Source organism: Thermostichus sp. OS-CIW-33, assembly GCF_054059615.1.
Genome location: NZ_JBSSCH010000004.1, coordinates 170,530 through 194,439, shown reverse-complemented (window position 1 = coordinate 194,439; position 23,910 = coordinate 170,530). Strand labels below are relative to the sequence as shown.

General features: G+C 59.9%; 26 protein-coding genes and 1 pseudogene. 17 read left to right on the top strand and 10 right to left on the bottom strand.

Translation table 11 applies throughout. The features are described 5' to 3' along the window. Nucleotides 1-191 precede the first annotated feature (191 nt). Complete coding sequence (locus ACVWZG_RS04600) at nt 192-1,040, top strand: ABC transporter ATP-binding protein (protein ID WP_011433616.1); 849 nt, start codon at nt 192-194, stop codon at nt 1,038-1,040. A 56-nt stretch (nt 1,041-1,096) separates the two neighbouring features. Here ACVWZG_RS04600 and ACVWZG_RS04595 read toward each other — a convergent pair whose 3' ends face one another. Next, complete coding sequence (locus tag ACVWZG_RS04595; protein WP_011433617.1) at nt 1,097-1,816, bottom strand: response regulator transcription factor; 720 nt, start codon at nt 1,814-1,816, stop codon at nt 1,097-1,099. A gap of 466 nt (nt 1,817-2,282) precedes the next feature. Between ACVWZG_RS04595 and ACVWZG_RS04590 the strand changes: the two genes are divergently transcribed. From ACVWZG_RS04590 to ACVWZG_RS04540, 11 genes and pseudogenes are all read left to right on the top strand, one after another. Continuing rightward, nucleotides 2,283-2,663 carry a hypothetical protein gene (locus ACVWZG_RS04590; protein WP_011433618.1) on the top strand — a complete coding sequence of 127 codons (381 nt, stop codon included), beginning with the start codon at nt 2,283-2,285 and terminating at the stop codon, nt 2,661-2,663. A 226-nt stretch (nt 2,664-2,889) separates the two neighbouring features. Beyond that, nucleotides 2,890-3,660 carry an SH3 domain-containing protein gene (locus tag ACVWZG_RS04585; RefSeq protein ID WP_457406321.1) on the top strand — a complete coding sequence of 257 codons (771 nt, stop codon included), beginning with the start codon at nt 2,890-2,892 and terminating at the stop codon, nt 3,658-3,660. Nucleotides 3,661-3,959: 299 nt separating this feature from the next. Continuing rightward, complete coding sequence (locus tag ACVWZG_RS04580) at nt 3,960-4,679, top strand: DUF4382 domain-containing protein (protein WP_457415266.1); 720 nt, start codon at nt 3,960-3,962, stop codon at nt 4,677-4,679. A 245-nt stretch (nt 4,680-4,924) separates the two neighbouring features. Continuing rightward, a complete protein-coding gene (locus tag ACVWZG_RS04575) occupies nt 4,925-5,434 on the top strand; it encodes a hypothetical protein (RefSeq protein ID WP_457415264.1) in 510 nt (169 codons plus the stop codon). A gap of 8 nt (nt 5,435-5,442) precedes the next feature. Continuing rightward, nucleotides 5,443-6,144, top strand: a complete 702-nt coding sequence (cbiM, locus tag ACVWZG_RS04570) for a cobalt transporter CbiM (protein WP_457396142.1) — start codon at nt 5,443-5,445, stop codon at nt 6,142-6,144. Continuing rightward, nucleotides 6,131-6,961, top strand: coding sequence for a cobalt ECF transporter T component CbiQ (gene cbiQ, locus ACVWZG_RS04565; protein ID WP_457406317.1), 831 nt, complete (start codon nt 6,131-6,133; stop codon nt 6,959-6,961). The genes cbiM and cbiQ overlap by 14 nt, the downstream gene beginning before the upstream one ends. Beyond that, entirely contained in the window at nt 6,945-8,429 is a 1,485-nt protein-coding gene (gene rimO, locus ACVWZG_RS04560; RefSeq protein WP_457406315.1) for a 30S ribosomal protein S12 methylthiotransferase RimO, read from the top strand. Before cbiQ ends, rimO begins: the two co-directional genes overlap by 17 nt. A 50-nt stretch (nt 8,430-8,479) precedes the next feature. Continuing rightward, entirely contained in the window at nt 8,480-9,226 is a 747-nt protein-coding gene (gene rpiA, locus ACVWZG_RS04555; protein WP_457406313.1) for a ribose 5-phosphate isomerase A, read from the top strand. A 101-nt stretch (nt 9,227-9,327) separates the two neighbouring features. After that, the gene (locus ACVWZG_RS04550; RefSeq protein WP_457406311.1) at nt 9,328-10,665 is read left to right on the top strand and encodes a UDP-N-acetylmuramoyl-tripeptide--D-alanyl-D-alanine ligase; all 1,338 of its coding nucleotides are present in this window, start codon (nt 9,328-9,330) and stop codon (nt 10,663-10,665) included. 107 nt (nt 10,666-10,772) lie between these two features. Further along, nucleotides 10,773-10,997, top strand: coding sequence for a DUF3134 family protein (locus tag ACVWZG_RS04545; RefSeq protein WP_011433626.1), 225 nt, complete (start codon nt 10,773-10,775; stop codon nt 10,995-10,997). Nucleotides 10,998-11,414: 417 nt separating this feature from the next. Continuing rightward, a pseudogene (locus ACVWZG_RS04540) lies at nt 11,415-11,617 on the top strand (fasciclin domain-containing protein); the annotation flags it as partial. Nucleotides 11,618-11,749: 132 nt separating this feature from the next. Here ACVWZG_RS04540 and ACVWZG_RS04535 read toward each other — a convergent pair. Beyond that, nucleotides 11,750-11,992 carry a hypothetical protein gene (locus tag ACVWZG_RS04535; protein ID WP_011433628.1) on the bottom strand — a complete coding sequence of 81 codons (243 nt, stop codon included), beginning with the start codon at nt 11,990-11,992 and terminating at the stop codon, nt 11,750-11,752. Between the two features lie 188 nt (nt 11,993-12,180). On the opposite strand from ACVWZG_RS04535, the gene ACVWZG_RS04530 reads away from it, so the two are divergent. Together ACVWZG_RS04530 and menD are read left to right on the top strand one after the other, a co-directional pair. Further along, on the top strand, nt 12,181-13,089 hold the full coding sequence (locus ACVWZG_RS04530; protein ID WP_414357386.1) for a cyanophycinase: 909 nt from the start codon (nt 12,181-12,183) through the stop codon (nt 13,087-13,089). Beyond that, complete coding sequence (menD, locus tag ACVWZG_RS04525) at nt 13,086-14,906, top strand: 2-succinyl-5-enolpyruvyl-6-hydroxy-3-cyclohexene-1-carboxylic-acid synthase (RefSeq protein WP_457406309.1); 1,821 nt, start codon at nt 13,086-13,088, stop codon at nt 14,904-14,906. Before ACVWZG_RS04530 ends, menD begins: the two co-directional genes overlap by 4 nt. Here the strand turns inward: menD and miaA are convergent. After that, the gene (gene miaA, locus ACVWZG_RS04520; protein WP_457406307.1) at nt 14,830-15,843 is read right to left on the bottom strand and encodes a tRNA (adenosine(37)-N6)-dimethylallyltransferase MiaA; all 1,014 of its coding nucleotides are present in this window, start codon (nt 15,841-15,843) and stop codon (nt 14,830-14,832) included. The two genes, menD and miaA, sit on opposite strands and share 77 nt — an antisense overlap. Before the next feature lie 277 nt (nt 15,844-16,120). On the opposite strand from miaA, the gene ACVWZG_RS04515 reads away from it, so the two are divergent. Then, on the top strand, nt 16,121-16,822 hold the full coding sequence (locus ACVWZG_RS04515) for a hypothetical protein (RefSeq protein WP_457415261.1): 702 nt from the start codon (nt 16,121-16,123) through the stop codon (nt 16,820-16,822). 87 nt (nt 16,823-16,909) lie between these two features. On the opposite strand, the gene rpe is transcribed toward ACVWZG_RS04515, so the two are convergent. Both rpe and ACVWZG_RS04505 read right to left on the bottom strand, forming a co-directional pair. Beyond that, complete coding sequence (gene rpe / locus ACVWZG_RS04510) at nt 16,910-17,620, bottom strand: ribulose-phosphate 3-epimerase (protein WP_414331302.1); 711 nt, start codon at nt 17,618-17,620, stop codon at nt 16,910-16,912. A 105-nt stretch (nt 17,621-17,725) separates the two neighbouring features. After that, nucleotides 17,726-18,037: a hypothetical protein gene (locus ACVWZG_RS04505; RefSeq protein WP_457406304.1), complete on the bottom strand. Its 312-nt coding sequence runs from the start codon at nt 18,035-18,037 to the stop codon at nt 17,726-17,728. A gap of 150 nt (nt 18,038-18,187) precedes the next feature. Between ACVWZG_RS04505 and ACVWZG_RS04500 the strand changes: the two genes are divergently transcribed. Further along, nucleotides 18,188-18,589 carry a VOC family protein gene (locus ACVWZG_RS04500; protein WP_457406303.1) on the top strand — a complete coding sequence of 134 codons (402 nt, stop codon included), beginning with the start codon at nt 18,188-18,190 and terminating at the stop codon, nt 18,587-18,589. 56 nt (nt 18,590-18,645) lie between these two features. Beyond that, nucleotides 18,646-20,202, top strand: coding sequence for an NAD(P)H-hydrate dehydratase (locus ACVWZG_RS04495; protein WP_457406300.1), 1,557 nt, complete (start codon nt 18,646-18,648; stop codon nt 20,200-20,202). A 23-nt stretch (nt 20,203-20,225) separates the two neighbouring features. Here the strand turns inward: ACVWZG_RS04495 and ACVWZG_RS04490 are convergent, their stop codons facing one another. From ACVWZG_RS04490 to ACVWZG_RS04470, 5 genes are all read right to left on the bottom strand, one after another. Continuing rightward, nucleotides 20,226-21,068 carry an undecaprenyl-diphosphate phosphatase gene (locus tag ACVWZG_RS04490; RefSeq protein ID WP_457406298.1) on the bottom strand — a complete coding sequence of 281 codons (843 nt, stop codon included), beginning with the start codon at nt 21,066-21,068 and terminating at the stop codon, nt 20,226-20,228. A gap of 222 nt (nt 21,069-21,290) precedes the next feature. Then, nucleotides 21,291-21,809, bottom strand: coding sequence for a DUF2808 domain-containing protein (locus tag ACVWZG_RS04485; protein WP_238376751.1), 519 nt, complete (start codon nt 21,807-21,809; stop codon nt 21,291-21,293). Between the two features lie 350 nt (nt 21,810-22,159). Continuing rightward, entirely contained in the window at nt 22,160-22,345 is a 186-nt protein-coding gene (gene psbZ / locus ACVWZG_RS04480; protein WP_011433643.1) for a photosystem II reaction center protein PsbZ, read from the bottom strand. 142 nt (nt 22,346-22,487) lie between these two features. Then, complete coding sequence (locus ACVWZG_RS04475; protein WP_414522381.1) at nt 22,488-23,180, bottom strand: queuosine precursor transporter; 693 nt, start codon at nt 23,178-23,180, stop codon at nt 22,488-22,490. Further along, nucleotides 23,180-23,836, bottom strand: coding sequence for a response regulator (locus ACVWZG_RS04470; protein WP_457406296.1), 657 nt, complete (start codon nt 23,834-23,836; stop codon nt 23,180-23,182). The genes ACVWZG_RS04475 and ACVWZG_RS04470 overlap by 1 nt, the downstream gene beginning before the upstream one ends. Nucleotides 23,837-23,910 lie beyond the last annotated feature (74 nt).

Sequence of the window (23,910 nt, the reverse complement as noted above, 5' to 3'; positions counted from 1 at the left end):
AGAACGAAATCACAGCCACGCAAAAGCTCAAGAGACAACCCAGACTGCTGCCAGCAGCAGGGATCCCTGATAAGACCTGCAGCTTGCTGACACGGCTGGCGTATGCTGGAGAATAAAGATTTCTTTACACTTTACCGGAGCGGACTGTGACAGCTCTTTCGACGGCCCCAACCTTGCCCCAAACCAAGACGGTGGCGGTGGAAATGCAGGGGGTGTGGAAGCGCTTTGGGCAGCAGGTTGCCGTTCAAGATTTGAGCCTGCAGATCCCCCAGGGGGAAGTGTTTGCCCTGTTGGGGCCCAACGGCGCCGGCAAATCCACCACCATCCGCATGCTTACTAGCCTTACCCGACCCAGCCAGGGATCCATCCGGGTGGGGGGGTATGACGTGGTGCGGGATCCGGTGGCGGTGCGGCAGCAAATTGGCGTAGTTCTGCAGCCTATCACCCTAGAGGCAGAGCTGACCGTTTGGGAAAACCTGGAGTTCCACGGGCGTATGCACCACATCCCCAACCCAGAGCGGCAACGGCGCATCGATGAATGGCTGGAGTATGTGCGGCTGGCGGATCGCCGGCAAGACAAAGTGAAAACCCTCTCAGGGGGAATGAAACGACGCTTGCAGGTGGCCAGGGCGTTACTGCATCGCCCCCAGATTTTGTTTTTGGACGAGCCCACCGTCGGGTTGGATCCCCAGGCGCGGCGGCTGTTGTGGGAGATCTTGCGGGATCTCAATCGGCAGGGCATGACCTTGCTGATTACCACCCACTACATGGAGGAGGCAGAAGAGCTGTGCGACCGCATCGGCATCATGGATGGGGGAAGGTTAATCGAGTTGGGCAGCACCGAGCAACTGCGGGCCAAGTATGGAGAGGCCCTGCTGGTGCGATCCTGTCCTGGCCGGGAGGTGGAGTACACCTTTTTCCCCAGCTTGGCGGAAGCTCAGCGGCAGTTGGAAGCTGAACCTGACAAAACCGGCCTCATGGTGCGCCCGGCCAACTTAGAAGACATTTTTGTGCGTTTGACAGGCCGCCGCTTGGATTAACGGGCCCTCACCCCTGGCCCCTCTCCCAACGTGAAGAGGGGAGAGTTATTTGGGGGTTAAGGTTTTTCCTCTCCCCATCCCTCCTTCGGAGCGGGGGGCTCAAACTTGTAGCCAACTCCACGCACGGTGCGGATCAACTCCGGTTGGCTGGTATCAGTCTCTAGTTTCTTGCGAATTTGGCCAATGTGGACATCGACCACCCGTTCATCTCCCTCGTGGTTAAAATCCCACACCTCTTGAATCAGCTCAGCCCGTCGCCAAACCCGCCCCGGATGTCGAGCCATAGCATAGAGCAAATCGAACTCCAGTGCTGTTAAGTTGATCAGGCGCTGCTCGCGGATGACTGCTCGGGTTTCCGGGTCGATTACCAAAGAGGCAAAGGTCAAGACCGGTGCGCTGGCAACTTCGGTCTTCATGCGTTGCCGCCGCAGAATGGCTTGCACTCGCGCCTGTAACTCCGGCAGGCTGAAGGGCTTGGTCAGGTAGTCATCTGCCCCCAACTGGAATCCGTGCAACTTATCAGCAGGGCTGACGCGGCTGGTCAACATCAACACGTACACGCCGGTCTCTTTTTGCATTTGCTGGCAGAGATCGTAGCCGCTCACATCCGGCAAGTTCAGATCCAAAATTACCAAGGCCGGCTGAAAAGCGCGCAACTGCTGTAAGCCCTCGGCCCCCGTCATCGCCACCTCAACCGAATACCCCTGCCGCTGCAAGTACCGCTGCAGTAGAGCACAAATGCTGGGATCATCATCGATGATGAGGATGCGTGACATGGCAGCTTGGCACTCTCGAAGTCAGCAGGAGACAAGGTTGCAGGGCGTTGGGGTGTGGGGATCCCTTCGGCAGTCCATAGGCAACCATCACATAGAGGCAATAGGCCCTCAGCTCGCCAGGTGGGAGGGGAAAAAGAGCCTTATCAACAGGGCAGGCTTGACCCCAACCTCGGCTGGAAAGGGCAACAAACGCAGGTGATTCATGAGTTATTGAACACCTAAATCTTATTTCAAGTCTTTACGTGTGGGGTCGCGCGGGGAGTTTATCCTTGCCGAGGCCGCCCTCCTGTGCGTAAATCAACGGAGGCTTATCCAAGAATCTTGGGCATTATCTTACTGAGTTGCCTGAATGGCAGAGGAAATCCGTCAAGCAGATCCTTGCACCTGGAGTTAATCTGGAAGCCGTGGCGCTTCCGTTCCTGTCTCGAGGTCTGGCCTTAGTGTGGGCGGTTTATCCCGGAGGCTTATGTACACCAATCCCGATGAAGTCTTCCGCAAAGATGTCTGGTTGGCCCTCTTCACCTGGGGGATCCTGGAGCTGGCTTGTTTCGTGATTATCCCATTCACCGGAGCCTACGCATTCTCGCAAGTGGCGGCTTGGCTGTGGCCCTCTTTGGTTTTGGGGCCGGTGGGGGCGGTGGTGGTGGCTTTTTGTTCTAAAGTGGTGCTGGCTGCTAACAACATCCCGGATCCCAGGAGAAAACAAGCCCAGCGGCAAGTGGCTCAGGTGGTCAGTCTTTTTGGCTTTCTGGGCTTGGCATTGCCCCTCCTTCTGGCAGGATGGGTATTTGGCCGAGAGATTTTGACGACCGACTGGCAGAATAAGTTCACCAACACCAATAAGTAGAAGCTAATCTCCGACGCCCTTGCCCTCTGGGGTCGCGTCGCCCCGTCAGCGTTGCGATTCCTCTGCACAGGCCTAGCAAGAGCGCTGCGGAACACGATACATTGGGATGCAATCACGTCAGCGTTGCGCAGCAGTCGTGCTCTGGCTTTCGTAAATCCCCGGTTTTGACGGGGATCCCATCTTCTCTGCGGATTCTTGCCTGCAGCATTGCGGGAAGGTATTTCGGATGGCTAACTACCCGATGCGAGGCCGTTCTTCTCCTGCTTCTGGCGGTTTTCCCTTGGGCACCTTGGTGGTGGTGAGTGTCTCGGTTGGGGCTCTGGCCGCCTTGGCTTGGCAGTTGTGGCAGCTCGTCGCCCCCATGTTGGCCCCCCCTGCCCCGCCTCAATTTCCGCAGGCCGTGCGCTTGGATCCCTTGCCCCGCCCAGCCAGTTTTCCCTCTCCCCCCTCTGGCCCTGCTGCAGGCACTGTTGACCCTGAGGGATTTCCCCCCGGCAGCCGTGGGCGGGTGATCGAGCCCATTGGCCTGGCAATCCGCAGCCAACCTTCTGCCGATGGAGCCTACCAAGGGGGAATTGTGGTGGGGGAAACGGTGACGGTGTTGGAGTACAGCGCCGATGGTCGTTGGCAACGGGTGCGGCGGGAGTTGAACGGACAAGAGGGCTGGGTGCGCGCCGGCAATTTGGGCCCTGTGGATGGTGCTTCAGCTTCAACTTCTACAGCTCCCACAGTTGAACCCAACCCTGAATCAACTCCTTTGCCGACTCGACCCCCCACGGCAGCAGTGGTTTCCCCAGGTGAGCGGGGACGGGTGATCGAGCCCATTGGCCTGGCGCTGCGGGCCACTCCAGAGCGGGAGGGAACCTACATTGGCGGTGTGCCCATGAACGAGGTGGTGACGGTGCTGGGCCTCAGCGAAGATGGCCGTTGGCAGCGCATTCGCCGTCAGAATGGGCAGGAAGGTTGGGTGCGGGCGGGGAATTTAGCGCAGGAGTAGCCCTTGCCATAGGCATAGCCCTACAGATGCCCTGGTGGGGGATTGTAACACCAGGGAAGCCTGTGTTTCGCTAGAGCAGTGCCGTTTGCGTCATCGGAACCGAGTCCTTGGCAGGGGAACTGGTGAAACACACTCCATTTCGGCTTGGTGCTTCAACAAGGGATCCCTGGGGCAAGGGGTTAGCTTTACCCTTTCTGGCCCTTGGGTTGGCCTTCTCTCTAGGCGCCTGCCGACCGGCTTCTAACGCTGGAGCGGAAAAGGTCAGGCAGGAAGCACCCCTAGCCCAAGCAAAGGCAGAGATGGGTACTCTGGAGTTTTGGGCCAACGGCGAGGACTTCATTCGGGAGGGGTTTGTCTCCAAAGACGGCTGGGAACTGAGCTTTGAGCACGTGTACGTGACGCTGGCGGACATAACCGCCTACCAAACCGATCCGCCCTTTGATCCGGAAGGAAATGCAGATTTGCTGGCACGGGCATTGGTCAGCCTCTCCGGCCCCATCACGGTTGATTTGATCACGGCTCCCCCGGCGGAGCGGGCCTTACTGGGATCCCTAGAGGCACCCCCTAGCCACTACAACGCCCTGGGGTGGCGGCTGGTGCCAGCACTGGAGGGGCCGGCAAAGGGCTATTCCCTCTGGATCGAAGGCCAAGCCCGACCGACAAAGGAAGGGGCTGGGGAGATGCCGTTTGTGCTCAAGTTCAGCCCTGAGGTGGCCTTCACCTGCGGAGAGTATGTGGGGGAGGAGCGCAAAGGCTTTGTGCGCGTCGGCCAGGTGGCAGATCTGGAGGTCACCTTCCATTTCGACCACCTGTTTGGAGATGGAAGCTTGCCCCCCAACGACAGCCTCAATCAAGCAGCTCTGGGGTTTGCCCCTTTGGTGAAGTTGGATCCTGTCTCCCTGGAGCAGCGGCTGGCCGCGTCAGCGGCTGGCCGCGTCAGCGGCGCGGAGCACTGGGGGGGGATCCGACCTTCTGGAAGTGGACTGGGGGGATCTGCAGGAGGGATCCCCTGCGGCTAAGGCCGCATTGGAGCTCCTGCACCACTTGGGCCATGTGGGGGAAGGCCACTGCCGCGCTGCCTCTGGCCCTGCCCAGACAGAGTCTTCGCCCTGAAGTCTTGGCTTTTCTAAGACCGGTCGCCTGCAGAGCGTAGAGATTGTCGTCTGTCCTCAGCTAACCAATGAACCGAGTCTGGCCAAAACTTTGGATCCCTTCCTGCCGACTGAGCCTGATTGCGGCGTCGCGTCAGCGATGCGGAGCACGGTTGAGCTTGCTGGCTTTCGGCCTGCTCCTGTCTGCTCCCGCTTGGGGCCACGGGGTGGAGGCCTCTTGGCGGGCAGTTCCCGCTTTTGAGATCCAGGCCCGCTACGATTCTGGGGAACCGATGGGATCCGCCCGGGTGACGGTATTTGCGCCGACGGATCCCACTACCCCTTGGCAGGAGGGACAGACGGATGCGCGGGGACGATTTCTGCTGCAGCCGGATCCCAACCTGACGGGCCTCTGGCAGGTGCGGATTCGCCAGGCGGGGCATGGGGTGTTGGTCAACGTGCCGGTGGGCGAGGAGTTCCCTCAGACAGAAGGGATCCCCAGCGCTTCCCCACCCTTTGGGCCTTTGCAGCGGGGGGTTATGGCCGCCTGTGTCATTTGGGGCTGTCTGGGCACAGCTCTCTTCTTCTCCAGGCCGCGTCAGTCTGTTTATGGAGCGGTGGAGAGCCCATCGGTTTCAGCATCTCCGGGGTCATCCCAGGTTAGCCCCTCCGCTCTGGAGTAGGACTGGCCATGCACATTAGCGATGGCATTTTGCCGGCACCGCTTTGGCTGGGGGGCTATGGCATCACCGCCCTGATCACCAGCTACAGCTTGCGGCTTCTCCGTCGCGCCGGCGTTGCCGAGCAATGTCCTTGGTGGGAACGGGATCCCCGCCATATTGCTACGCAACGCTGTCGCGACCAGTTGCCCAAAGCGGCTTTGCTCACGGCTGTCTTTTTTGTGGCCTCTTCGATTCACCTGCCCTTTCCCCCGGCCAGCCTGCATCTGGTGCTGAACGGGTTGATGGGTCTGATGTTGGGGGCTTTGGCCTATCCGGCGATTGTAGTGGGCTTGTTTTTTCAGGCGGTGGCCTTTGGCCATGGGGGCCTGACCACATTGGGCATCAACGCCGCCATTATGGGGATCCCGGCGCTCCTGGCCGGTGGGATTTTTCGGGCAGGCCGTCGGGTGATGGGGGCCGGAGTGTCTGCCTTCTTGGCGGGAGCGGTTGGGGTGGGTCTAGCAGTGCTGTTGTTTTACGGGGTGGTCATGGCTGCTGTGGTTGACGCTGGCAGCGGGATCCTCTCCACAGAAGCCGGTCGCCTGGCTCTTGGGAGCTTGGTGGTGGCCCACATCCCCCTGATGGTGGTGGAGGGGTTGTTCACCAGTTGGGTGGTGCTGTTTTTGCAGCGGGTACAACCGGCGCTGCTGGGAGAGTATGGCAAGAGATGAAGCCGGCTCAGGGATCCCTTGCTGCTGGCGCGGTCAACAATCCCATCCTCACCCCTCCAAACCCCTTTCCTGGCTGCACCGGTGGCAACCTCTGCCCAAGGTGATGGGCCTGATGGCGCTGATGGCGGCTTTCGCCTCGGTGAGGTGCCTGGCCCTCTTGCCGCTCATCTGGGCGCTGGTGGCTGGACTGTGGAGCCTGTCGGGATTGCCTTGGAGCCTCGGGCTGAGGCGGCTGGCAGCCCCAGGGCTGTTGGTGGCAGGGTTGATGGGGATCCTTCCCTTCTGGGCGGGGGAAACCATCCTGTGGCAGTGGGGATCCCTGGCTCTGCGTTGGGAGGGGCTGCAGATGGCGCTTCGCATTGGGGGGAGAGGGCTGGCCCTATTTGCCCTCACGATGCTGCTGCTGGAGACCACCCCCACATCGGAACTGTTGGCAGCGTTGCGGCAACTGGGGATCCCAGACCTCCTGCTGGAACTGGCCTGGCTCACCCAGCGCTATTTGCAGGAGGTGGCCACTCAGTGGCAGCAGATGCAACGGGCAGCCCGGCTGAGGGGTTGGCGACCGCGGGGATCCCTGTGGCGTCCTGGGCCGGCTTTGAGGCAAGACCTACCCTTCCTGGCTGCTTCGGTGGGCACCCTGTTGGTGCGCAGCTACGAGCGCTCGCAGAGGGTTTATCAGGCTTTGCGCCTGCGGGGCTATGGACAAGCGCCTCTGTTTCCGACGGCGGCTGGCGGGGATCCCTACAGTTGGGCGGCCACCGCGTTGGCCGTGGCTACGGCTCTATTGCTCCGCAACGCTGATGCGGCCCTCAACTAGAATAGATAAGCCTCTGGCAAGCTGCCCCCTTTTTGATGCTCAGTCCATGAATGGGTTAGAAGCGACCGTCTCCAGTTTCCCATCCGTTAAGGACTCCGTCCCGCTTACGCGAACAGCGGTGCAGCGTACAAAGGCGTCGGTTGCCGTTTTACACCTGGGCTGCGAGAAAAACCGGGTGGACACCGAGCACATGCTGGGCTTGCTGGCTCGAGCAGGCTACCGGGTGGATGGGGACGAAGAGAGTGCTGACTATGTGATCGTCAATACCTGTAGCTTCATTGAAGCAGCGCGACGGGAGTCGGTCAGTACCCTGATGGAGCTGGCGGTACAAGGCAAAAAGATCATCATTGCCGGCTGCCTGGCGCAGCACTTCCAGGAGGAGCTGCTGCAGGAGATCCCGGAGGCGGTGGCTATCGTGGGTACGGGCGACTATCACCAGATCGTCCAAATCATCGAGCGGGTGGAGCGGGGAGAGCGGGTCAATGCCGTTACTTCTAGCCTGGATTACATTGCCGATGAGACTGTCCCCCGCTACCGCACCACCCACGCGCCGGTGGCCTACCTGCGGGTAGCTGAGGGCTGTAACTACCGCTGCTCTTTCTGCATCATCCCCCACTTGCGGGGCGACCAACGCTCTCGCTCCATCGAGTCCATCCTCCGGGAAGCAGAACAGCTGGCCGAGGAAGGAGTGCGGGAGCTGATTTTGATTTCCCAGATCACCACCCACTACGGGATCGACCTCTACGGGGAGCCGCGCTTGGCTGAGCTTATCCGCGCCCTGGGCCAGATCCCCATTCCCTGGATCCGCATGCTCTACGCCTACCCCACGGGCATTACCCCCGCCGTGGTGGAGGCCATTCAAGAGACCGCCAATTTCCTGCCTTACCTGGATCTGCCTTTACAGCACAGCCATCCTGAGATCCTCAAGGCCATGAATCGCCCCTGGCAAGGGCAGGTCAACGACCGGGTGATCGAGCGGCTGCGCCAGGCGTTGCCCAATGCCGTGCTGCGCACCAGCTTTATCGTCGGCTTTCCTGGGGAGACGGAGGAGCACTTCCAGCATCTACTAGACTTTGTCCAGCGCCATCAGTTTGACCATGTGGGGGTGTTTACCTTTTCTCCCGAAGAGGGCACCCCTGCCTACCACCTCCCCCATCAGGTTCCAGAGGCTGTCAAACAAGAGCGCCGCGCCCGTCTAATGCAACTGCAGCAAGGCATTGCCTTCCGCCGCAACCGCGAGCAGGTGGGCCGAGTGGTACCTGTACTTTTGGAGCAGGAAAACCCCAGAACCGGCGAGTGGATTGGCCGCTCCCCTCGCTTTGCCCCCGAAGTGGACGGGGTGGTGTACGTGCGTGGGGAGGGCTCTCTGGGATCCCTGGTGCCGGTGCAGATCACCCACGCCGAGCCCTATGATCTCTTTGGCCAAGTGGTGGCAGCGCCGGAGGGTTTTAGCTGGAGCGGGCGGTAGCGGTGCAAAGCACTTTGGTAGGATCTTCATCCACGGGAGAGGAGCTGGGAATGACTACCCTTCGCGTCAGCGGGACAGAGTCTCTAGATGATCTGAAACAAGCAGCAGCCCGAGCCGCGGTTCAAAAGGTGCAGTCGGGGATGGTGGTGGGGCTGGGCACGGGATCCACAGCCGCCTTTGCCGTGAGCGCCCTAGCAGAGCGGATGCAAAGCGAGGGTCTGCAGATCCTCGGTGTGCCCACCTCCGAGCGCACGGCTGAACAGGCCCGCTCCCTGGGGATCCCGCTGGCTACCCTAGAAGAGCAGCCGCGCCTGGATCTGGCCATCGATGGGGCCGACGAGATTGAAGTGGGATCCCTCAACCTGATCAAAGGGGCAGGAGGGGCCCTGTTGCGGGAAAAGTTGGTGGAGGCCAGCGCCGCCGAGCTGATCATCGTTGCCGATGCCTCTAAAAAAGTCGCGCAGTTGGGCATTCGCTTCCCGGTGCCGGTAGAGGTGGTGCGCTTTGGCTGGAAAACCACCTTGGCGCGGGTAGAGGCTCTGGGGTGCACAGCCACCTTACGGCGGAATGCCAACGGGGATCCCTACTTGACGGACGAGCAGCACTACATCCTCGACTGCCAATTCGGCCCCATGGCGGATCCTGCCAAGATCGCCGATCAACTCAAGGGGACGGTGGGGGTTGTGGAGCATGGCCTGTTCATCGGTATGGCCAAAGAGGCCATCATCGCGCTCCCATCTGGGATCGAAACGCTGCAGCCAGGCTGTGAGGAGAGAGGAGTGAGGAGAGAGAAGTGAGGAGTGAGGATACTTCATACTTCCTTCTCACTACTCGCTGCTCTTTTCTCGTTTCTCTTTTCTCACTTCTCACTGTGGGCTCTAGACCAACCTTCTGCCCCATGCTGACTCTACAAACTGTGGCCGACCTGCTGCAAACTCCTCTGCAGGGGGATCCCCATTTGTTGGGTCTTCCCCTCCAAGCCATTTGCACCGACAGCCGCCAATTGCAGCCGGGGTCAGTCTTTGTGGCGCTGCGGGGGGAACGGTTTGATGGACACAACTTTATTCCACAAGCTTTGGCAAGGGGGGCCGTTGCCGTCATCAGCCAGCGTCCGGTGGCTGGGCCCCATTTTCAAGTCTCAGATACCCTAGCTGCCTACCAGCGCATCGCCAGAGGCTGGCGGGAGCAGTTTCCCCCCCCCATACTGGCCATCACGGGCTCAGCAGGCAAAACCACCACCAAGGAAATGTTGGCGGCTGCCCTATCCCGCTACGGCACAGTTCTCAAAAGTGAGGCCAACCACAACAACGACATCGGGGTTGCTCAAACCCTGCTCCAGATGCGACCGGAGCATCAGTTTGTGGTTCTGGAAATGGCCATGCGAGGCCCCGGAGAAATTCGCCGCCTGGCTCAGATGGCTCAGCCCACCCACGCCTTGATCACCCATATTGGCACCGCCCACATCGGCAGACTGGGATCCCGCGCGGCCATTGCTGCTGCCAAGTGCGAGCTGCTGCAGGAGCTAGGGCAGGGGGTGGCTCTGCTGAATGGAGAAGATCCCTTGCTGTTGTCTACCGCCGCCAGCCTGTGGTCGGGACAAACCCTTACCTATGGTCTGGATCGGGGGGACTTACGGGGAGAATGGGATCCCCAAGCCCAAACGGTAACCGTGGAGGGCCTAACGCTGCCGGTGCCTCTGCCGGGAAGGCATCATGCCCTCAACTGGATGGGGGTGCTGGCTGCTTTGCGCAGCTTGGGGCTGGATTGGGAGCGGCTCCGAGAACCCATCGCCTTGCCCACCCATCTGGAGGGGCGCAACCGCCATCTCAAGCTGGCGGGAGATGTGGAAATCTGGGATGAAACCTACAATGCCTCGCCGGAAGCGATGATTGCGGCTCTGCACCTATTGGCTCAAACCCCGGGGAAACGGCGCTGGGCTATTCTCGGCCCGATGCGGGAATTGGGAGAGCATGCACCTCAGCTCTATGCGGAGGTGGGTCGGGCGGCTGCCCCTTTGGGGCTGGATCGGGTCTTGCTCTTGGATCCGGAAGGGGAGATGCAACCGCTGCTCGACCAAAAACCAGCAGCCCAGACAGAACGCTGCGAGGAGGTATCCGAACTACTGGAAATCTTGCTCCATCACGTGCAAGCCGGGGATCGGCTGCTGTTCAAGGCAGCGCGAGCTGTTGAACTGGAGCGGGTGCTGCGCCGCTTTTTGCAGGAGTGGCAGGCATAGGCTAAACTGAGGGATATATCGATGGAAAGCCCGCGTCCCTCGGTTGAGAGGAGATCAATCCAAGCCGAGTTCATTCCTCGTCGATAACTGCCCTTTTTCCATACGGCATGTACTACCACAATCCCTCTCTGCGCGAAGAGCCCCGCGATCAGCCGCCAACGGTGGTGCCCTCTCCTAGCAGCCTCTCCATTCTTGACTGGTTGCGCAAAGAGGGCCGGTTGATCGAGCAGCCCATTGAGGTCCCTGAGATGATTTTGGAAGAAGACATCGACGATATCGACGATTTGATCGGGGACGACTACGACGAAGACTTCGAGCCGGAAGAAGAGTAAGCACAACTGCCAGGATTATTACGAGCTCGTTAACTCATTTATCCCTTTGCTCGGCACCGTGAGGGTGTTATTTTTTGTGCTGCCGCTGGATAGACAGCTCGAGCAAACAAAACAGTACAGTCGTTTCAGGTTAGAGTGAGACGCCTGAGGTACCAAGAAAAGTCTTCCAGCCCCGCGCATTCAACGCTTCAGGTGTGGGTGCAGCGTTTTAGTTTGAATCAGAATGACTATAGATGCAGACAAACGTAACTGATCCCTCAGCCTCAAGGGATCCTTTTTCAGCCTGTTTTGGATTGCTCACCACCACCCTGCGATGATTGTTGCAAATCTAACCTTAGTGGAAGATACCCCCGCAGCCTTTGTAAGAAAGCATCTTGGGGCAGTAGAAACATCTTTTTCGGGGACTTTTTTCGATTTCTCACTTACCATGCAGTGCCCGGCAAAGTTCTCTCTACCTCTTTGGAAGCTGGGGAAGTGGTTACGGTCGAAGGATCTCCTGTGGAGATCTCTTTGGCTGATGGTGTCAAGGTCAACGATGCTAATGTGTGACAGCCGACATTGAAGCTTCCAACGGCGTGATCCACGTCATCGACAAGGTGATCCTGCCCCCGCAAAGCTAACCTGTCGGTACTGAGGTTCTAAATCCTGCGGGGTCTAGTCCTCTGGCAGCCCCTGCCCCTAGTGGTGGGGGCTTTGCGTTGTCAGCCCGGCGATACTCAAGGGATCCCTGACCTTGGTCTGCTCTATAGGCTCTATAGGTCGATGCCAACGCTGGAAGCGTAGATCGCCTCCACCGACACGCCGGACACCCGTTGAGGACGCACGATCATGTACTCATTGTCCATTTGCTTGGGCAAGGTGATGAACTCTTCGCCGCCCACCATGAGGTTGTTGATCAGCTCGGTGTATTCTCTGGCTTCTTTGACCCGTACCTGCATGGTTTGTCCACCTTCCAGCATGATGTGGACAAGATATCCGTCAGGTTTTCTGGCCATGGATGCTCCTGCTGGGTGAACCGAAGGACGAGACGAGGGGTGTTCTTATGAACATTATTCCCCCTTTCGAGACCCCTAACCAACCCCTGACTCTTCCGTGAAATCTGGAATTGAGCTGCGCCAAACCGAATTCCAAGCCGTAGCATAGTGAAAGTGAAATGTGCCCATTTTAATCTTCCTCGCGCTCCATGCCCCATTTGCCTGATGTTTCTGCCGCCCACCGTGAGCTGGAGTGGAACGGAGTTCCTTCCACGCCGACAAACGACGCCCAACCCCTAAGCCGCCCTACTGTGAAGGATCCCATCACTGCCCGTTCCGACATCATCGCCGTCGGGGGAGCAGAGGACAAGGAAAATGAGCGCCACATCCTTTGGGAATTCTTCCGCCGAGCGGGGGGAAAGTCTGCCCACATCACCATCGTGCCCGCGGCTTCTGGGATCCCGGCGGTGCTGGGGGAGATCTACGCCAACATTTTTCAGCAGATGGGGGCGGCCAGCCTCCAAGTTCTAGATATCCGCAGCCCGATGGAGGCGAGGGATCCCGATAACGTTGAGAAAATCCGCTTCTCCACCGGCATCTACTTTACGGGTGGGGATCAGGAGCGGCTGGCGGAGGTGCTGGCCCACAGCGAGCTGATGGAGGCCATTCGACAGCAGTGGCAGCGGGGGCAGACGGTGATTGCCGGAACCAGCGCCGGAGCTTCTGCGTTGGGGCAGCAGATGATCTCCCGCGGCTACAGCGGAGAACCGCCCACGCCGGCAATTGTAACGGTGAAGACAGGCCTGGGCCTTTTGCCTCGCGTCATCATCGATCAACATTTCCATCAGCGCAATCGCCTGGTGCGGCTGGTCACGGCGGTGGCCCACTATCCCCAATGTTTGGGTATCGGCATTGATGAGAATACGGCGGTGGTGATCCAGGCCAACGATGTGATGGAGGTGATCGGCTTGGGGACGGTGACGATTGTGGACGGGACGCAACTGTACTCGACCGTTCAGGAGGCGGCGGCGGATGAGTATTTTCGGCTGCACAATGCCCGCATTCACTTTTTGCCGCCGGGATCCCGATTCGATCTCAACACCTTGTCTCCGCTGTGACCGGTGAAAACTTTGTCCTGCCGAGGCGGCTGGACTGGCGCAACCTCAACACCCTCTGGGGATCCCTGTTGGCCGAAACCTTGAGTCGGCTGGGTTGCCGTTTGGCGGTGGTGTGTCCGGGATCCCGCTCAGCACCCCTGACCTACGCGCTGGCCCAGCACCCCGACATCGAGGCGATCCCGGTGCTGGATGAGCGGTCGGCAGCCTTTTTTGCGCTGGGATTGGCCCAGCAAACCCGGCGGCCCATTCCCCTGGTGTGTACTTCCGGCAGCGCTGGCGCTCACTTTTTCCCAGCTCTCATCGAGGCGGCAGAAAGTGGCTTTCCCCTGTTGATCCTGACGGCGGATCGGCCTCCAGAGCTGCGCCACTGTCGCGCCGGCCAAGCGATTGACCAAGTGAAGCTCTACGGCCATTACCCCAACTGGCAGGCGGAATTGGCCGTGCCCAGCGCGGATCCAGAAGCCCTGGCCTACTTGCGCCAGACCCTGGTTCACGCCTGGGAGCGCACCCTTTACCCTTTTCCCGGCCCGGTGCATTTAAATGTGCCTTTCCGGGATCCCCTGGCTCCCATTGCTGACGGCAGCACTGCGCCTTTGATTCATTTGCAGGAAGATCCGGAGTTTGAGAAGACCTTTTTTCGTGGAGTTGTTCCGCCATGCACCGGCTCTTCCTTCCAGGCGGTGCGGAGCCCTCTGCAGACGGAGACAGCTTCTTTTTGGCAGGAGTGGCGCGGCTGTGAGCGGGGGGTGATCTTGGCGGGGCCGGCTCAACCGGCGGATCCCCAGCGTTATGTGGAGGCAGTGGCCCGTTTGGCGACGGCTTTGGGCTGGCCGGTGCTGGCGGAGGGGCTTTCTCCCCTGCGGAACTACGCTTCCCTCAACCCCTATCTCATCACCACCTACGACCTCATCCTGCAGCGGGATGATCCCCAGCTTTGGCCGCAGCAAGTCATCCAACTGGGATCCCTGCCCACCAGCAAAGCGCTGCGGCAAACCCTGGCCAAGGTTGCTCCCCGCGTTTGGCGGTTGGATCCCCGTCCCGACAATGGGGATCCCCTGCACAACCCCACCACCCATTTGCCTTTTGCCGTGGAAGAGTGGGTCTCCGGGATCCCGGAAGCGCCGGCCAAGCGAACAACTTTTCTGCAGGGCTGGCTGACAGCCGAAGCGCAAATCCGGACCGCCTTAGACCAGGCTATGGCTGACCTGCCGGAGTGGTTTGAGGGTAGGATAGCCTGGTGGCTGGCCCGCCACCTGCCGCCAGAGACGCCGCTATTCATTGCCAACAGCACGCCGGTGCGGGATGTGGAGTGGTTTTGGCCCCCCAACGACCGCCGCATCCGGCCCTACTTCAACCGCGGCACCAACGGCATCGATGGCCTTCTCTCTACCGCCTTCGGGGTGGCCCACCGGCAGCGCCCGACGGTGTTGCTAACCGGGGATCTGGCCTTTCTCCACGACAGCAGTGGCCTACGGCTCGGCCAACAGGTGCGGGGATCCCTGACCATTCTCCTCATCAACAACCAGGGGGGTGGGATTTTCGAGCTGCTGCCCATTGCTGAAGTGGGCCGTCAAGGGCCAGATCCGCCCTTTGAGCCCTACTTTGCTACTCCCCAGTCGGTGGATCTTGCCCTCCTCTGCCAAGCCCACGGCATTCCCCACCGGCGGGTGGAAAGCTGGCAGGAGCTGGCCCAAGCTTTGGATCCCTTGCCTGCCCAAGGGGTGCGGGTGTTGGAGATCCTTACGGATCGAAAAGCCGATGCTCAGCGGCGGCGGGACTGGTTTCAACAGTGGTCGGAGCTGCCATCCAAGCCTTGACCTGCTTCCAGATCTGCTCCGGCAAATCCTCAGCTTCGCAGTCCAGCCACTGGATCCCTGGCAGGGCCCGGAACCAGGTCATCTGCCGCTTGGCAAATTGGCGGGTGCGCCGCACAATCAGGGGCTGCAGCTCGGCTTCCGGGATCCGCCCCTCCAGGTAAGCGCCGATCTCCGCATAGCCCAAGGTCTGCAAGAGGGGTAAGTCTGGCCCGTAGCGCTCCCGCAGGGTTTTCACCTCCTCGATCCACCCCCGCTCCATCATCTCCGCCGTGCGCCGGGCAATGCGTTGTTCCAAACGGGGCATTGGGCAGCGCAGCCCCAGGATCAAGATGGGGTAATGGGGGGGATGGGCCTGCCGTAGGCTGGAAGCCGGCTTCCCGGTGGTGTAAACGATCTCCAAAGCACGCAGCGTGCGCACTGCGTCATGGGGATGAATGTGCTGGGCGGCAACGGGATCCAACTGCTGCAGCCAGGCGTAGCGGATCTCAGGGGGCCAAGTTTCCAGTTGTCTTCTCAGTTGGGGCTGCGGAGGTACCGCAGGGATCCCTAGGCCAGCAGTCACCGATTGGATGTAGAGACCGGTGCCCCCCACCAAGATGGGAGTCTGTCCCTGCCGATGGGCCTCGGCGATGCGGGCTTGGGCCGCCTGCTGAAACTCGGCCACCGTGTAGGTGTGGCGGGGATCCACAAAGTCAATCAGCTCGTGGGGCCAGAGAGCCCGCTCAGCAGGGGTGGGCTTGGCCGTGCCGATGTCAAACTCGCGGTAGACCTGGCGGGAGTCGGCGTTCAACAGGGGGGATCCCAGCCGTTGGGCCAAAAGCAGCGCCTGTCGAGATTTCCCGGTGGCCGTGGGGCCGGCAATGACGATCAATCCCGGCCATTCTGTCCGGTCAGAAGCTGCTGCAGCGGGAATGCCATTCTCGAGGGTAATGCGCATTCGCTACCCAAACCATCGGCAGGGCAGACTGGCAAGCAACTTTCCTCAGAGACCAGATTAAGATTCTCGAAGAACCTTGTCTCTTTGGGTTAGGATCGGTTACTTACTACCCTGCTTTTTTGCTGTGCTGATCTCATCCTACATTCCTGCTTCGACGGTTTTGAGGGGCAATGGGCCACAGCCGCAGCCAGTGGCGCAGTTTTTACCTCTCCGGCTAGAGCTGTTCGCAAGGCGCGGCCTCAGCCAGATTGGACGGGCAATTGGAACAGGGTTGCTGATGGCTATGCTCATAGGTGTCCCTTGCTCGGCGCGGGGGGAGACCTTGGTGCTCAAGCAGGGAGAAGTGCGCACTCTGCCCCTGCTGCAAACCCGGGCTCGGCTGCCCTTGCAAATGGAAATGCTCTATCTGGGCATGGTCGAGGAGCGCTTCTTGAGCTACGCCCGCGCCAACAATTGGGAGACCATTTCCAGCGACCGGGAGGATCCCCGCTGGAGCCGCTGGCAACTGCGTCCTGGGGGTGAAGCCCTTTACCTGCCCGATTCCCCTTCATCTCAGAACTCCTTGGAGCCCCCCATCTATGCCCGTGGGTTTTATGTGCAAGCCTATTTTGTCGGCGGGCGCCTGGCGGGAATGCACCTGATTCGCAACCCTGAAGAGCCGGGCTTCAACTTGAAGGCCCTGCAAAGGCTTATCCGCGCCTGGTTTCCCGATAATCGCCTGATGTTGCATTACCAAATACTGCCAGAGGATCCCGAGCAGCAGGTGCTGGGCGCCTATCTGGGCACCATTCCTCCCCCCTACCTTGCCGATATTCGGCGCAACCGCGTGCCTTTTTGTCAGACTTTTCTCAGCCCCACTTCGCCCCAGCCGATCATCCCCCCCTCCGTCGATGGGCCTCCCCATTGCTTGGGCACGACTGCTGCCAACAGCGGGACGGGGCCTTACGCTGCCCAGAAAGGGGCTGCTGCTTTGCGCTAAAGGCACGTGAGGAGTTGGCTCAGCGCAGCGCTGGGGTCAAGCCGGATTTCAGTAAGGGAGCAGTTTCCTTCAAAATGAACTGTCACCTTAAACTGTCACCAGCTCGGGACGGCGGCTGTTGCGAATGCTGCGAATGGCTTCTGCATAGTCTTTGGCCTTGAACACTGCCGAACCGGCCACAATGGCATTGGCTCCTGCCTCGATCACCTGCCAAGCGTTGCTTCCCTTCAAGCCACCATCCACCTCGATCCAGGGATCCAGGCCGCGCTCATCACACATGGCCCGTAACTGGCGAATTTTGGGCACCACTGCTGGAATAAAGCTCTGGCCGCCAAAGCCGGGGTTGACGCTCATGATCAGCACCAGATCCACCAGCTCCAGCACGTATTGGATCAGCTCCAGGGGGCTGGCCGGATTGAGCACCACGCCCGCTTGCTTGCCCAGATCCTTGATTTGGCTGAGGGTGCGATGCAGGTGGATGGTGGAGCTGGACTCTGCGTGCACGGAAATAATGTCGGCCCCTGCCTTGGCAAAATCCGCCACATAGTTCTCCGGCTCTACAATCATCAGGTGGACGTCCAGGGGCTTAGCCGTCACCGGGCGCAGCGCTTCCACCACCAACGGGCCGATGGTGATATTGGGCACAAAGCGGCCATCCATCACATCCACATGGATCCAGTCGGCCCCCGCCTCATCCACTGCCCGTACTTCCTCCCCCAACCGGCTGAAATCGGCTGAAAGGATGGAAGGGGCGATCACAATCGGCTTTTGCCCAGAGGTCGCTGACGGCTGCACCATGGTGAGTCCTGGGGATTGAAAACAGAGAAACGGAGAAACCTGCTCCTCTATGGTACGGGGTTTGATCCCCTTTGCAAAGCGTCATATCCCCTCTCAGCTTGGCACTCAAGGCTCCAGGGGGGACGTGGACTCTCGCGACAGGATCCCGTTCGCGTTGGCGGAACGGAGTCCTTTCAAGCTCGCATCGCCGGGCCACAGACCCTGCAAGACTTGGGCAACACGACGCCAGGGATCCAGCCGTTCCGCTCGCGGAAGCAGGACGGAGTCCTGGCTGCTTTGAGGCTCTGGAGAAGACTGCTCAGAGGGGGCGGGATCCCTTTCCTCCAGCCTCAGGGAAAGCTGCTGCAACTGCATGTAGATGCTGTTCACGGCCAGCATGGCCAAGACCGTGCCGAAAAACTTGGTGCGGGATCCCATAGGTCAACCCCTGTGCGAGAACAAGAGTAGGGTCGTCGCCGGTGCGTTAGCTCCACCTTAGCTCACAGGTTTGGCTGGCTGTTGCGAGAAAATAAACCTGTTTGCACCAGATCCTGCAAAGCCCTCGGGTCAAGATCCGCCGCCAAGACGATGACTACTCCACGAAAGCCAACCTATCATCACCTGCACACCGCCCTTTGGGTGAGCGATCTGGCCAGAGCCGAACATTTTTACGGGACAGTGCTTGGGATCCCCAAGGTGGAACGGTTGCCGTTTGACTTTCCCGGCGCTTGGTATCAAGTGGGTTCCTCCCAAATTCATTTAATCGTGGCCGAGGAGCCGATGGATCCACGGCAGCGAAGCGGAACGGGATCCTCAAAGTGGGGGCGTAATCCCCATGTGGCGCTGGGGGTAGATGACTTGGAAGCGGTGAAGGCTCGCCTGCGGCAGGAAGGGTATGAGGTGCAACCGAGCGCTTCCGGGCGAGCGGCTGTGTTTGTCCGGGATCCGGATGGGAATGTGATAGAGCTAAGCTCGATTAGCGCAACTTAGCCATGAGCCATCTCCCCTCAGCAATGCCGCCGGTTGCAACAGCGTTGCGTAGCGATATGGGTTCTCGTTGCCAGTTCGATCCGGCCATCAGCCTGGTCAGTTCCGCACAGATGCAGCGCATTGAGGAGCAGATCTTCTCTGCCGGCATGCCCGTTGCCGCTCTGATGGAGAAGGTGGGGCTGGCCGTTGTTGCTCAGTTGCAGAAGGATTTTCCGCAAGCCCATCGCATTGGGATCCTCTGTGGGACAGGGCACAACGGTGGCGATGGGTTGGTGGTTGGGCGGGAGCTATGGCTGGCCCAAAAGTCGGTGAAGGTGTGGCTGGGCAAGCCGGATCTCAAACCCCTGACGGCAGACCACGCCCGCTATCTCAAGGCGCTGGGGGCAGAGTTTGTGGAGAGTCTTGAAGAGCTGGCCGATTGCGATTTGTTAATTGATGCCCTGTTTGGGATCGGTCTGAACCGGCCTCTGGGGGAGCCTTGGGCGGGGGCGGTGGGGTGGGCCAATGGCAGTGGGATCCCCATCCTTAGCCTGGATTTGCCGTCTGGCCTCAACGACCAAACCGGGGAAGTCTGGGGCTGCTGCATTCGCGCCAGCCATACCTATACCCTTGGCCTTTGGAAACGGGGGCTGTGGCAGGAAGCAGCTCTGCCTTGGGTAGGACGGTTACATCGCGTTGATTTTGGGATCCCCGCTTGGGCCTGCCCAGAGGATGAGGTTCCCCGGTTGTTGCTGCGGCCTTGGCAGCACTTTCCTGCGGATCCCCCTTTGGATACCCACAAATACCGCCAGGGATCCCTGCTAGGGGTGGCAGGCTCGGCGGCCTATGCCGGGGCGGCCCTGTTGGCGGGGCTGGGATCCCGCGCCAGTGGGGTGGGTATGGTGACGATGGCGGTGCCGGCGGAGTTGAAAGGAGTGATCCACAGCGCCCTGCCGGAAGTCTTGGTCTATGCCTGGGAGGGGATCCCCGCTTTGCCCCAGGTGGCTGATCGCGACAGCGGGACGAAGTCCTTGAAACCCTTTCAGGCGGTGGCCGTGGGGCCGGGCTTGGGAGAAACCCGCTTACCGCTGCTGGAGATCCTGCTGCGGGATTGGGCCGGGATCCCCTGGGTGATCGATGCGGATGGCCTCAATGCTCTCGCTGAGATGGGGGTAGAGCGCCTGCCAGAAAACGGGATCCAAGCCATTCTCACCCCCCACCTGGGGGAATTTCGGCGGCTTTTTCCGGGGATCCCGCTTGGGGATCGCATCGAGGCAGCCCAAAGGGCGGCAGCCCAGAGTGGAGCAGTGGTGGTTTTGAAGGGGGCGCGGACGGTGATCGCCTCTCCCACTGGGAAATGCTGGGTGAACCCGGAGAGCACACCGGCTTTGGCCCGCGGTGGCAGCGGCGATGTCTTGACTGGCCTGATTGGTGGCCTGGTGGCCCGCCGAACGGCCCAAGTGGGTCGGCCCTTGGAGATTGCTGAGCTGCTCAGTTGCGCCTGTGCCGGGGTGTGGTGGCATGCCCAAGCGGCTATCCAGCTGGCGCGGGAACGCGGTCTAACAGGGGTGGATCCGGCCCACCTGGCGGAGCACCTGCCCAAGACGCTGCAGAGCCTGCGGGAGCAAGGGTGAAGGAAGGAGCTGCAAAACCCAGCCTAGGGTTTCAGGAACCCCAGTGCCAACCCCAAGAAAATGAACAGGCCAAAGCCAATCCGATAGACGATGAACAGCCAGGTGCTGCTGCGCTGCAAAAACTGAATTAGCCAATCGATAGACAAGTAGGAAAAGACGAAGGCCGAAAGCGTCCCCAACCCCTGCGGCAGCAGGGCCTCTGCCTCGAACTCGGAGATAAACTCCACAACCCCCGCCAAAAATAATGCCGGGATCCCCAGCAAGAAGGAGTAGCGAGCGGCAGCCGGGCGTTGCAAATGGAGAAACAGCCCTGCCGTCAGCGTCGAGCCGGAGCGCGACACCCCAGGGATCAGGGACAAAGCTTGGGCCAGCCCCACCCAGATCCCATCCCAAATGCCTAAGCTGTGAAGGTCTCGCTGGCGTTTGCCCGTTTGCTCTGCCCAGCCCAACAACACAGCCAAGCCGATGGCTGCGACGGCGATCACCCACAATTGGCGGGGCGGGGATCCCCAAATGGCCTTGATGGCCCAGCCGGCAACCACAATTGGCACTGTTCCCACCAGGATCCCTACCAGCAGCCGCCAAGGCTCCTGCTGAAAATCTCGTTCTCGCCAAGCCTTGCAAGAGCCGAGGATCAACTGGCGCAGGTCAGAGGCAAAGTAGATCAGCACCGCCCCCAAACTGCCCAACTGGATCACCGCCGTAAAAGAAGCGCCCGCATCCGGCCATCCCACCAAAGCCGGAAACACCCGCAGATGGGCCGTGCTGCTAATGGGCAGAAATTCGGTGATCCCTTGCACCATGCCCAAAATTAGAGCCTGCCACCAATCGGGATACCAAGTGTCAGCAAGCAACAAGGTAAACACTCCCCCACCCAAACTTGCCGGATTTGCACAATCCCCATTCTTAGAAAAACTCAGAACTCCGGCTTTTTCCAGCAGCCCATACCACGGCGAACAAACACTTGCAGAGGGATCCCACCCCAACTGGCCGGGAACTTGGGTGTCGCTGTCCCAGACCCGCAAAAGGGCTGTGCCTATAGGATCGCCGCAAAGATCAACAGTAGGTCAGATCATCGGGTCAATAGATCAGAAGCCAATCCGCTCTGGGTCTTCAATGGTAATCAGCCAGTTGCCCACATTCCGGAAGAGGGGGTTGGGTTCCGTACCCCGTACCCGCGCCTCCACACGGTAGATACCGGCAGATGAAGGGTTGCGCACGTTGGAGAGCACCAGACGGATCTCCTGACCGGCAGCAATGGGTTGACGGGCCACCACCTCTAGAGAGCGAAACTCCTCGTTCCAGTACACTTGATCCAGCTCTACAGGCCGGCCTTCTACCTCCAGGCGGACACTTTCCGGATCGATGCGGCCATCGAAATTCCTGTCCCCGTTGATCTGCACTTCTGCCACCGCCACATTCTGGGGGGGGATCGTCAGGCGGTAGCGATCCAAACGACTGCGAACCCCGCCAAAATCGAGCCGATAGCTGAGGACAGGTACCCCTTCACTGCCGGTGATCACCAAACCCGACTGCGCCTCTGCAGAATGGGGCATCACCAGGGATCCCAGGCTCCCCATCACCAGAACCGCCAAGGCCAGCCTCATGCCTCGCCGGGCAAGGCCAAGTTCCTGCGAACATTTCCCTGCTCTCATCACTGCTCTCAACACCCAAACCTCCGCTGGTTGAAACACCTCAGCACCTTCAAAGCTCACTAGCGCGGCCTGTAGACAGCCTGACCGATGGCAAGCAAGGCCGACGCCTCGCCGTCCATTGTAGGGGATGGGATCCCCTCTACCGAGAGAGCTTAAGGCTTATCGAGGTGCGGAAGTGCGTAGTTCGTCTAGGATCCCAGACAAAAACTTTGGGCCGCCACACCCACGGTGCAGCTCCCACGCAACGCTGATTGCGACCACAAGGTGACCTTCGGTGGATTGGCCCTCGCCCTTCTACGGCTTCACTTGAGGAAACTCAGCACCCCCACCCCAATCACCATCAGCACCCAGAGCAGGGATCCCACCAAAATCACATTCTTGGCCCGGCTCCAGTCGCTGGCTGAGCTGTAGAGCACTGGCACCGCCACCACCAAGAGCAAGCTGTAAAGCACCAACACCAACAAAGCAATTTGGAAAACGAGCATCATCTTTCGGATCCCTCACAAAAGTCTTGTCTTGGATAAAAGCTCCCGGTAACACCGGATGGCAGCAGGATAAATAGGATGACGCTCTGACTATACCAAAATAGGATCCCTCCCAAGGCCAGATCCGTTGAGGCGGCTGATGGATTCATCTAGACACAGGCTGGAGGCGGAAGGGGTTAAAGTCGGTTGCCACATCGAAGTAGTCTTCTTGTTCTTGCTGCTTTAGCCAGCCGGTAATGGCATAGGTCAGGGGCGTGAACGCCGCCTCAACGGCACACTTGAACACATAGTTGGAGAGTATTAAGCTGCCCAGGCCAGGGAACACCCCCCAGAAGGCCAAGGTGACAAACAGTCCAGTATCCACCGCTTGGCCCACCAAGGTAGAGCCGATGGTGCGTGTCCACAGCCACCGTCCCCGAGTCCACACCTTCATGCGGGCCAGTACATAGGCGTTGGCAAAGCTGCCTCCCCAATAGGCGATTAAGCTGGCCAGGACAATGCGGGGCGTCAGGCCCAGAATCTGGTCGTAGGCTTCTTGATAGGGCCAGTCGGGGGCCGCAGGCAGGGATCCCACGATCATGAACGTTACCGACATGAGGGCCGCCGAGATAAATCCCAGCCAGATCACCCGCCGCGAGCGGGCATAGCCATAGACTTCGGTGAGGATGTCGCCAAAGATATAGCTGAGGGGGAAGAGAATGGTGCCCCCGTCAAAGGTAAAGGGCCCCAGAAGAACGATCTTGGTCGAGGCGATGTTGGAAATCAGCAGCACGGCCACAAATAGAGCCGTCACCGCATCTAGGTGTCGATAAGCTCGCTCAAAAACCCTCTCAGACATCAGGATCCCCCCAACAACTTACGAATGTGCCGCAGCTCCTTGACGATCAAGGCCAAACCCTGGGCATGTCGCTCCACTTCGCCGGCGAGCTTGCTGATCTGGGCCTCCAGATTGCTGCTGCGGGATTCCTGACGCGCCAGGCGTTGGTTGATCCCAGAAAGCCGCGCCACCACCTCCCGCTGGATCAAGTTTTCCGTACCTTGAATCAGCAGCGTCTCGATGGCGGTGAGCCGGTTCAGAATCAGTTGGGTGTTGGTTTCGGATCCCGGCTCCGGTGCAGCGGCAGGGGCAACCTGGAGGACCTTTTGGATAAGAGCCAAAAGGGCATCTGCCTCAAACGGTTTCTCGATGAAATCAAAATCGACAAAGGGCTCAGGAATGCGGGCAGTCACCTGTTCCTTCAGCCCCGACATCATGATGATAGGAGTATTTTTCAGACTGTCTTCGCGGCGGATGGCCTGCAAGGTGTCGTAGCCATCCATCTTGGGCATGACAAAATCCAGCAGGATCAGGTCGGGGTGATGTTTTTTGGCCGCTTCCAGCCCTGTCAACCCGTCTTTGGCCTCCACCACTTGGAACTGATCGGCCAAGATGCTGGCCACCATCTTGCGAATCATGATGCTATCGTCAATGACCAACACCGTCTTGGTTGTCATGCTGAGGCGCTCCCTCTTCCCATTATCAAATCGACCTGATCAGCCCCTTCCTCCAGCTCATAGGGCAATCGGGG

Excerpts from the sequence above, each read along its gene's own strand:
- ACVWZG_RS04530 (WP_414357386.1), top strand. The coding sequence starts at position 12,181 with ATGCCCCATTTGCCTGATGTTTCTGCCGCCCACCGTGAGCTGGAGTGG.
- miaA (WP_457406307.1), bottom strand. The coding sequence starts at position 15,843 with ATGCGCATTACCCTCGAGAATGGCATTCCCGCTGCAGCAGCTTCTGAC.
- ACVWZG_RS04585 (WP_457406321.1), top strand. The coding sequence starts at position 2,890 with ATGGCTAACTACCCGATGCGAGGCCGTTCTTCTCCTGCTTCTGGCGGT.
- ACVWZG_RS04535 (WP_011433628.1), bottom strand. The coding sequence starts at position 11,992 with ATGGCCAGAAAACCTGACGGATATCTTGTCCACATCATGCTGGAAGGT.
- rpiA (WP_457406313.1), top strand. The coding sequence starts at position 8,480 with ATGACTACCCTTCGCGTCAGCGGGACAGAGTCTCTAGATGATCTGAAA.
- ACVWZG_RS04550 (WP_457406311.1), top strand. The coding sequence starts at position 9,328 with ATGCTGACTCTACAAACTGTGGCCGACCTGCTGCAAACTCCTCTGCAG.
- rpe (WP_414331302.1), bottom strand. The coding sequence starts at position 17,620 with ATGGTGCAGCCGTCAGCGACCTCTGGGCAAAAGCCGATTGTGATCGCC.
- ACVWZG_RS04485 (WP_238376751.1), bottom strand. The coding sequence starts at position 21,809 with ATGAGGCTGGCCTTGGCGGTTCTGGTGATGGGGAGCCTGGGATCCCTG.
- ACVWZG_RS04495 (WP_457406300.1), top strand. The coding sequence starts at position 18,646 with ATGGGTTCTCGTTGCCAGTTCGATCCGGCCATCAGCCTGGTCAGTTCC.
- ACVWZG_RS04595 (WP_011433617.1), bottom strand. The coding sequence starts at position 1,816 with ATGTCACGCATCCTCATCATCGATGATGATCCCAGCATTTGTGCTCTA.
- ACVWZG_RS04505 (WP_457406304.1), bottom strand. The coding sequence starts at position 18,037 with ATGGGATCCCGCACCAAGTTTTTCGGCACGGTCTTGGCCATGCTGGCC.
- rimO (WP_457406315.1), top strand. The coding sequence starts at position 6,945 with ATGCGGCCCTCAACTAGAATAGATAAGCCTCTGGCAAGCTGCCCCCTT.
- ACVWZG_RS04580 (WP_457415266.1), top strand. The coding sequence starts at position 3,960 with ATGGGTACTCTGGAGTTTTGGGCCAACGGCGAGGACTTCATTCGGGAG.
- cbiQ (WP_457406317.1), top strand. The coding sequence starts at position 6,131 with ATGGCAAGAGATGAAGCCGGCTCAGGGATCCCTTGCTGCTGGCGCGGT.
- ACVWZG_RS04470 (WP_457406296.1), bottom strand. The coding sequence starts at position 23,836 with ATGACAACCAAGACGGTGTTGGTCATTGACGATAGCATCATGATTCGC.
- psbZ (WP_011433643.1), bottom strand. The coding sequence starts at position 22,345 with ATGATGCTCGTTTTCCAAATTGCTTTGTTGGTGTTGGTGCTTTACAGC.
- ACVWZG_RS04545 (WP_011433626.1), top strand. The coding sequence starts at position 10,773 with ATGTACTACCACAATCCCTCTCTGCGCGAAGAGCCCCGCGATCAGCCG.
- ACVWZG_RS04590 (WP_011433618.1), top strand. The coding sequence starts at position 2,283 with ATGTACACCAATCCCGATGAAGTCTTCCGCAAAGATGTCTGGTTGGCC.
- cbiM (WP_457396142.1), top strand. The coding sequence starts at position 5,443 with ATGCACATTAGCGATGGCATTTTGCCGGCACCGCTTTGGCTGGGGGGC.
- ACVWZG_RS04475 (WP_414522381.1), bottom strand. The coding sequence starts at position 23,180 with ATGTCTGAGAGGGTTTTTGAGCGAGCTTATCGACACCTAGATGCGGTG.
- ACVWZG_RS04515 (WP_457415261.1), top strand. The coding sequence starts at position 16,121 with ATGGCTATGCTCATAGGTGTCCCTTGCTCGGCGCGGGGGGAGACCTTG.
- ACVWZG_RS04500 (WP_457406303.1), top strand. The coding sequence starts at position 18,188 with ATGACTACTCCACGAAAGCCAACCTATCATCACCTGCACACCGCCCTT.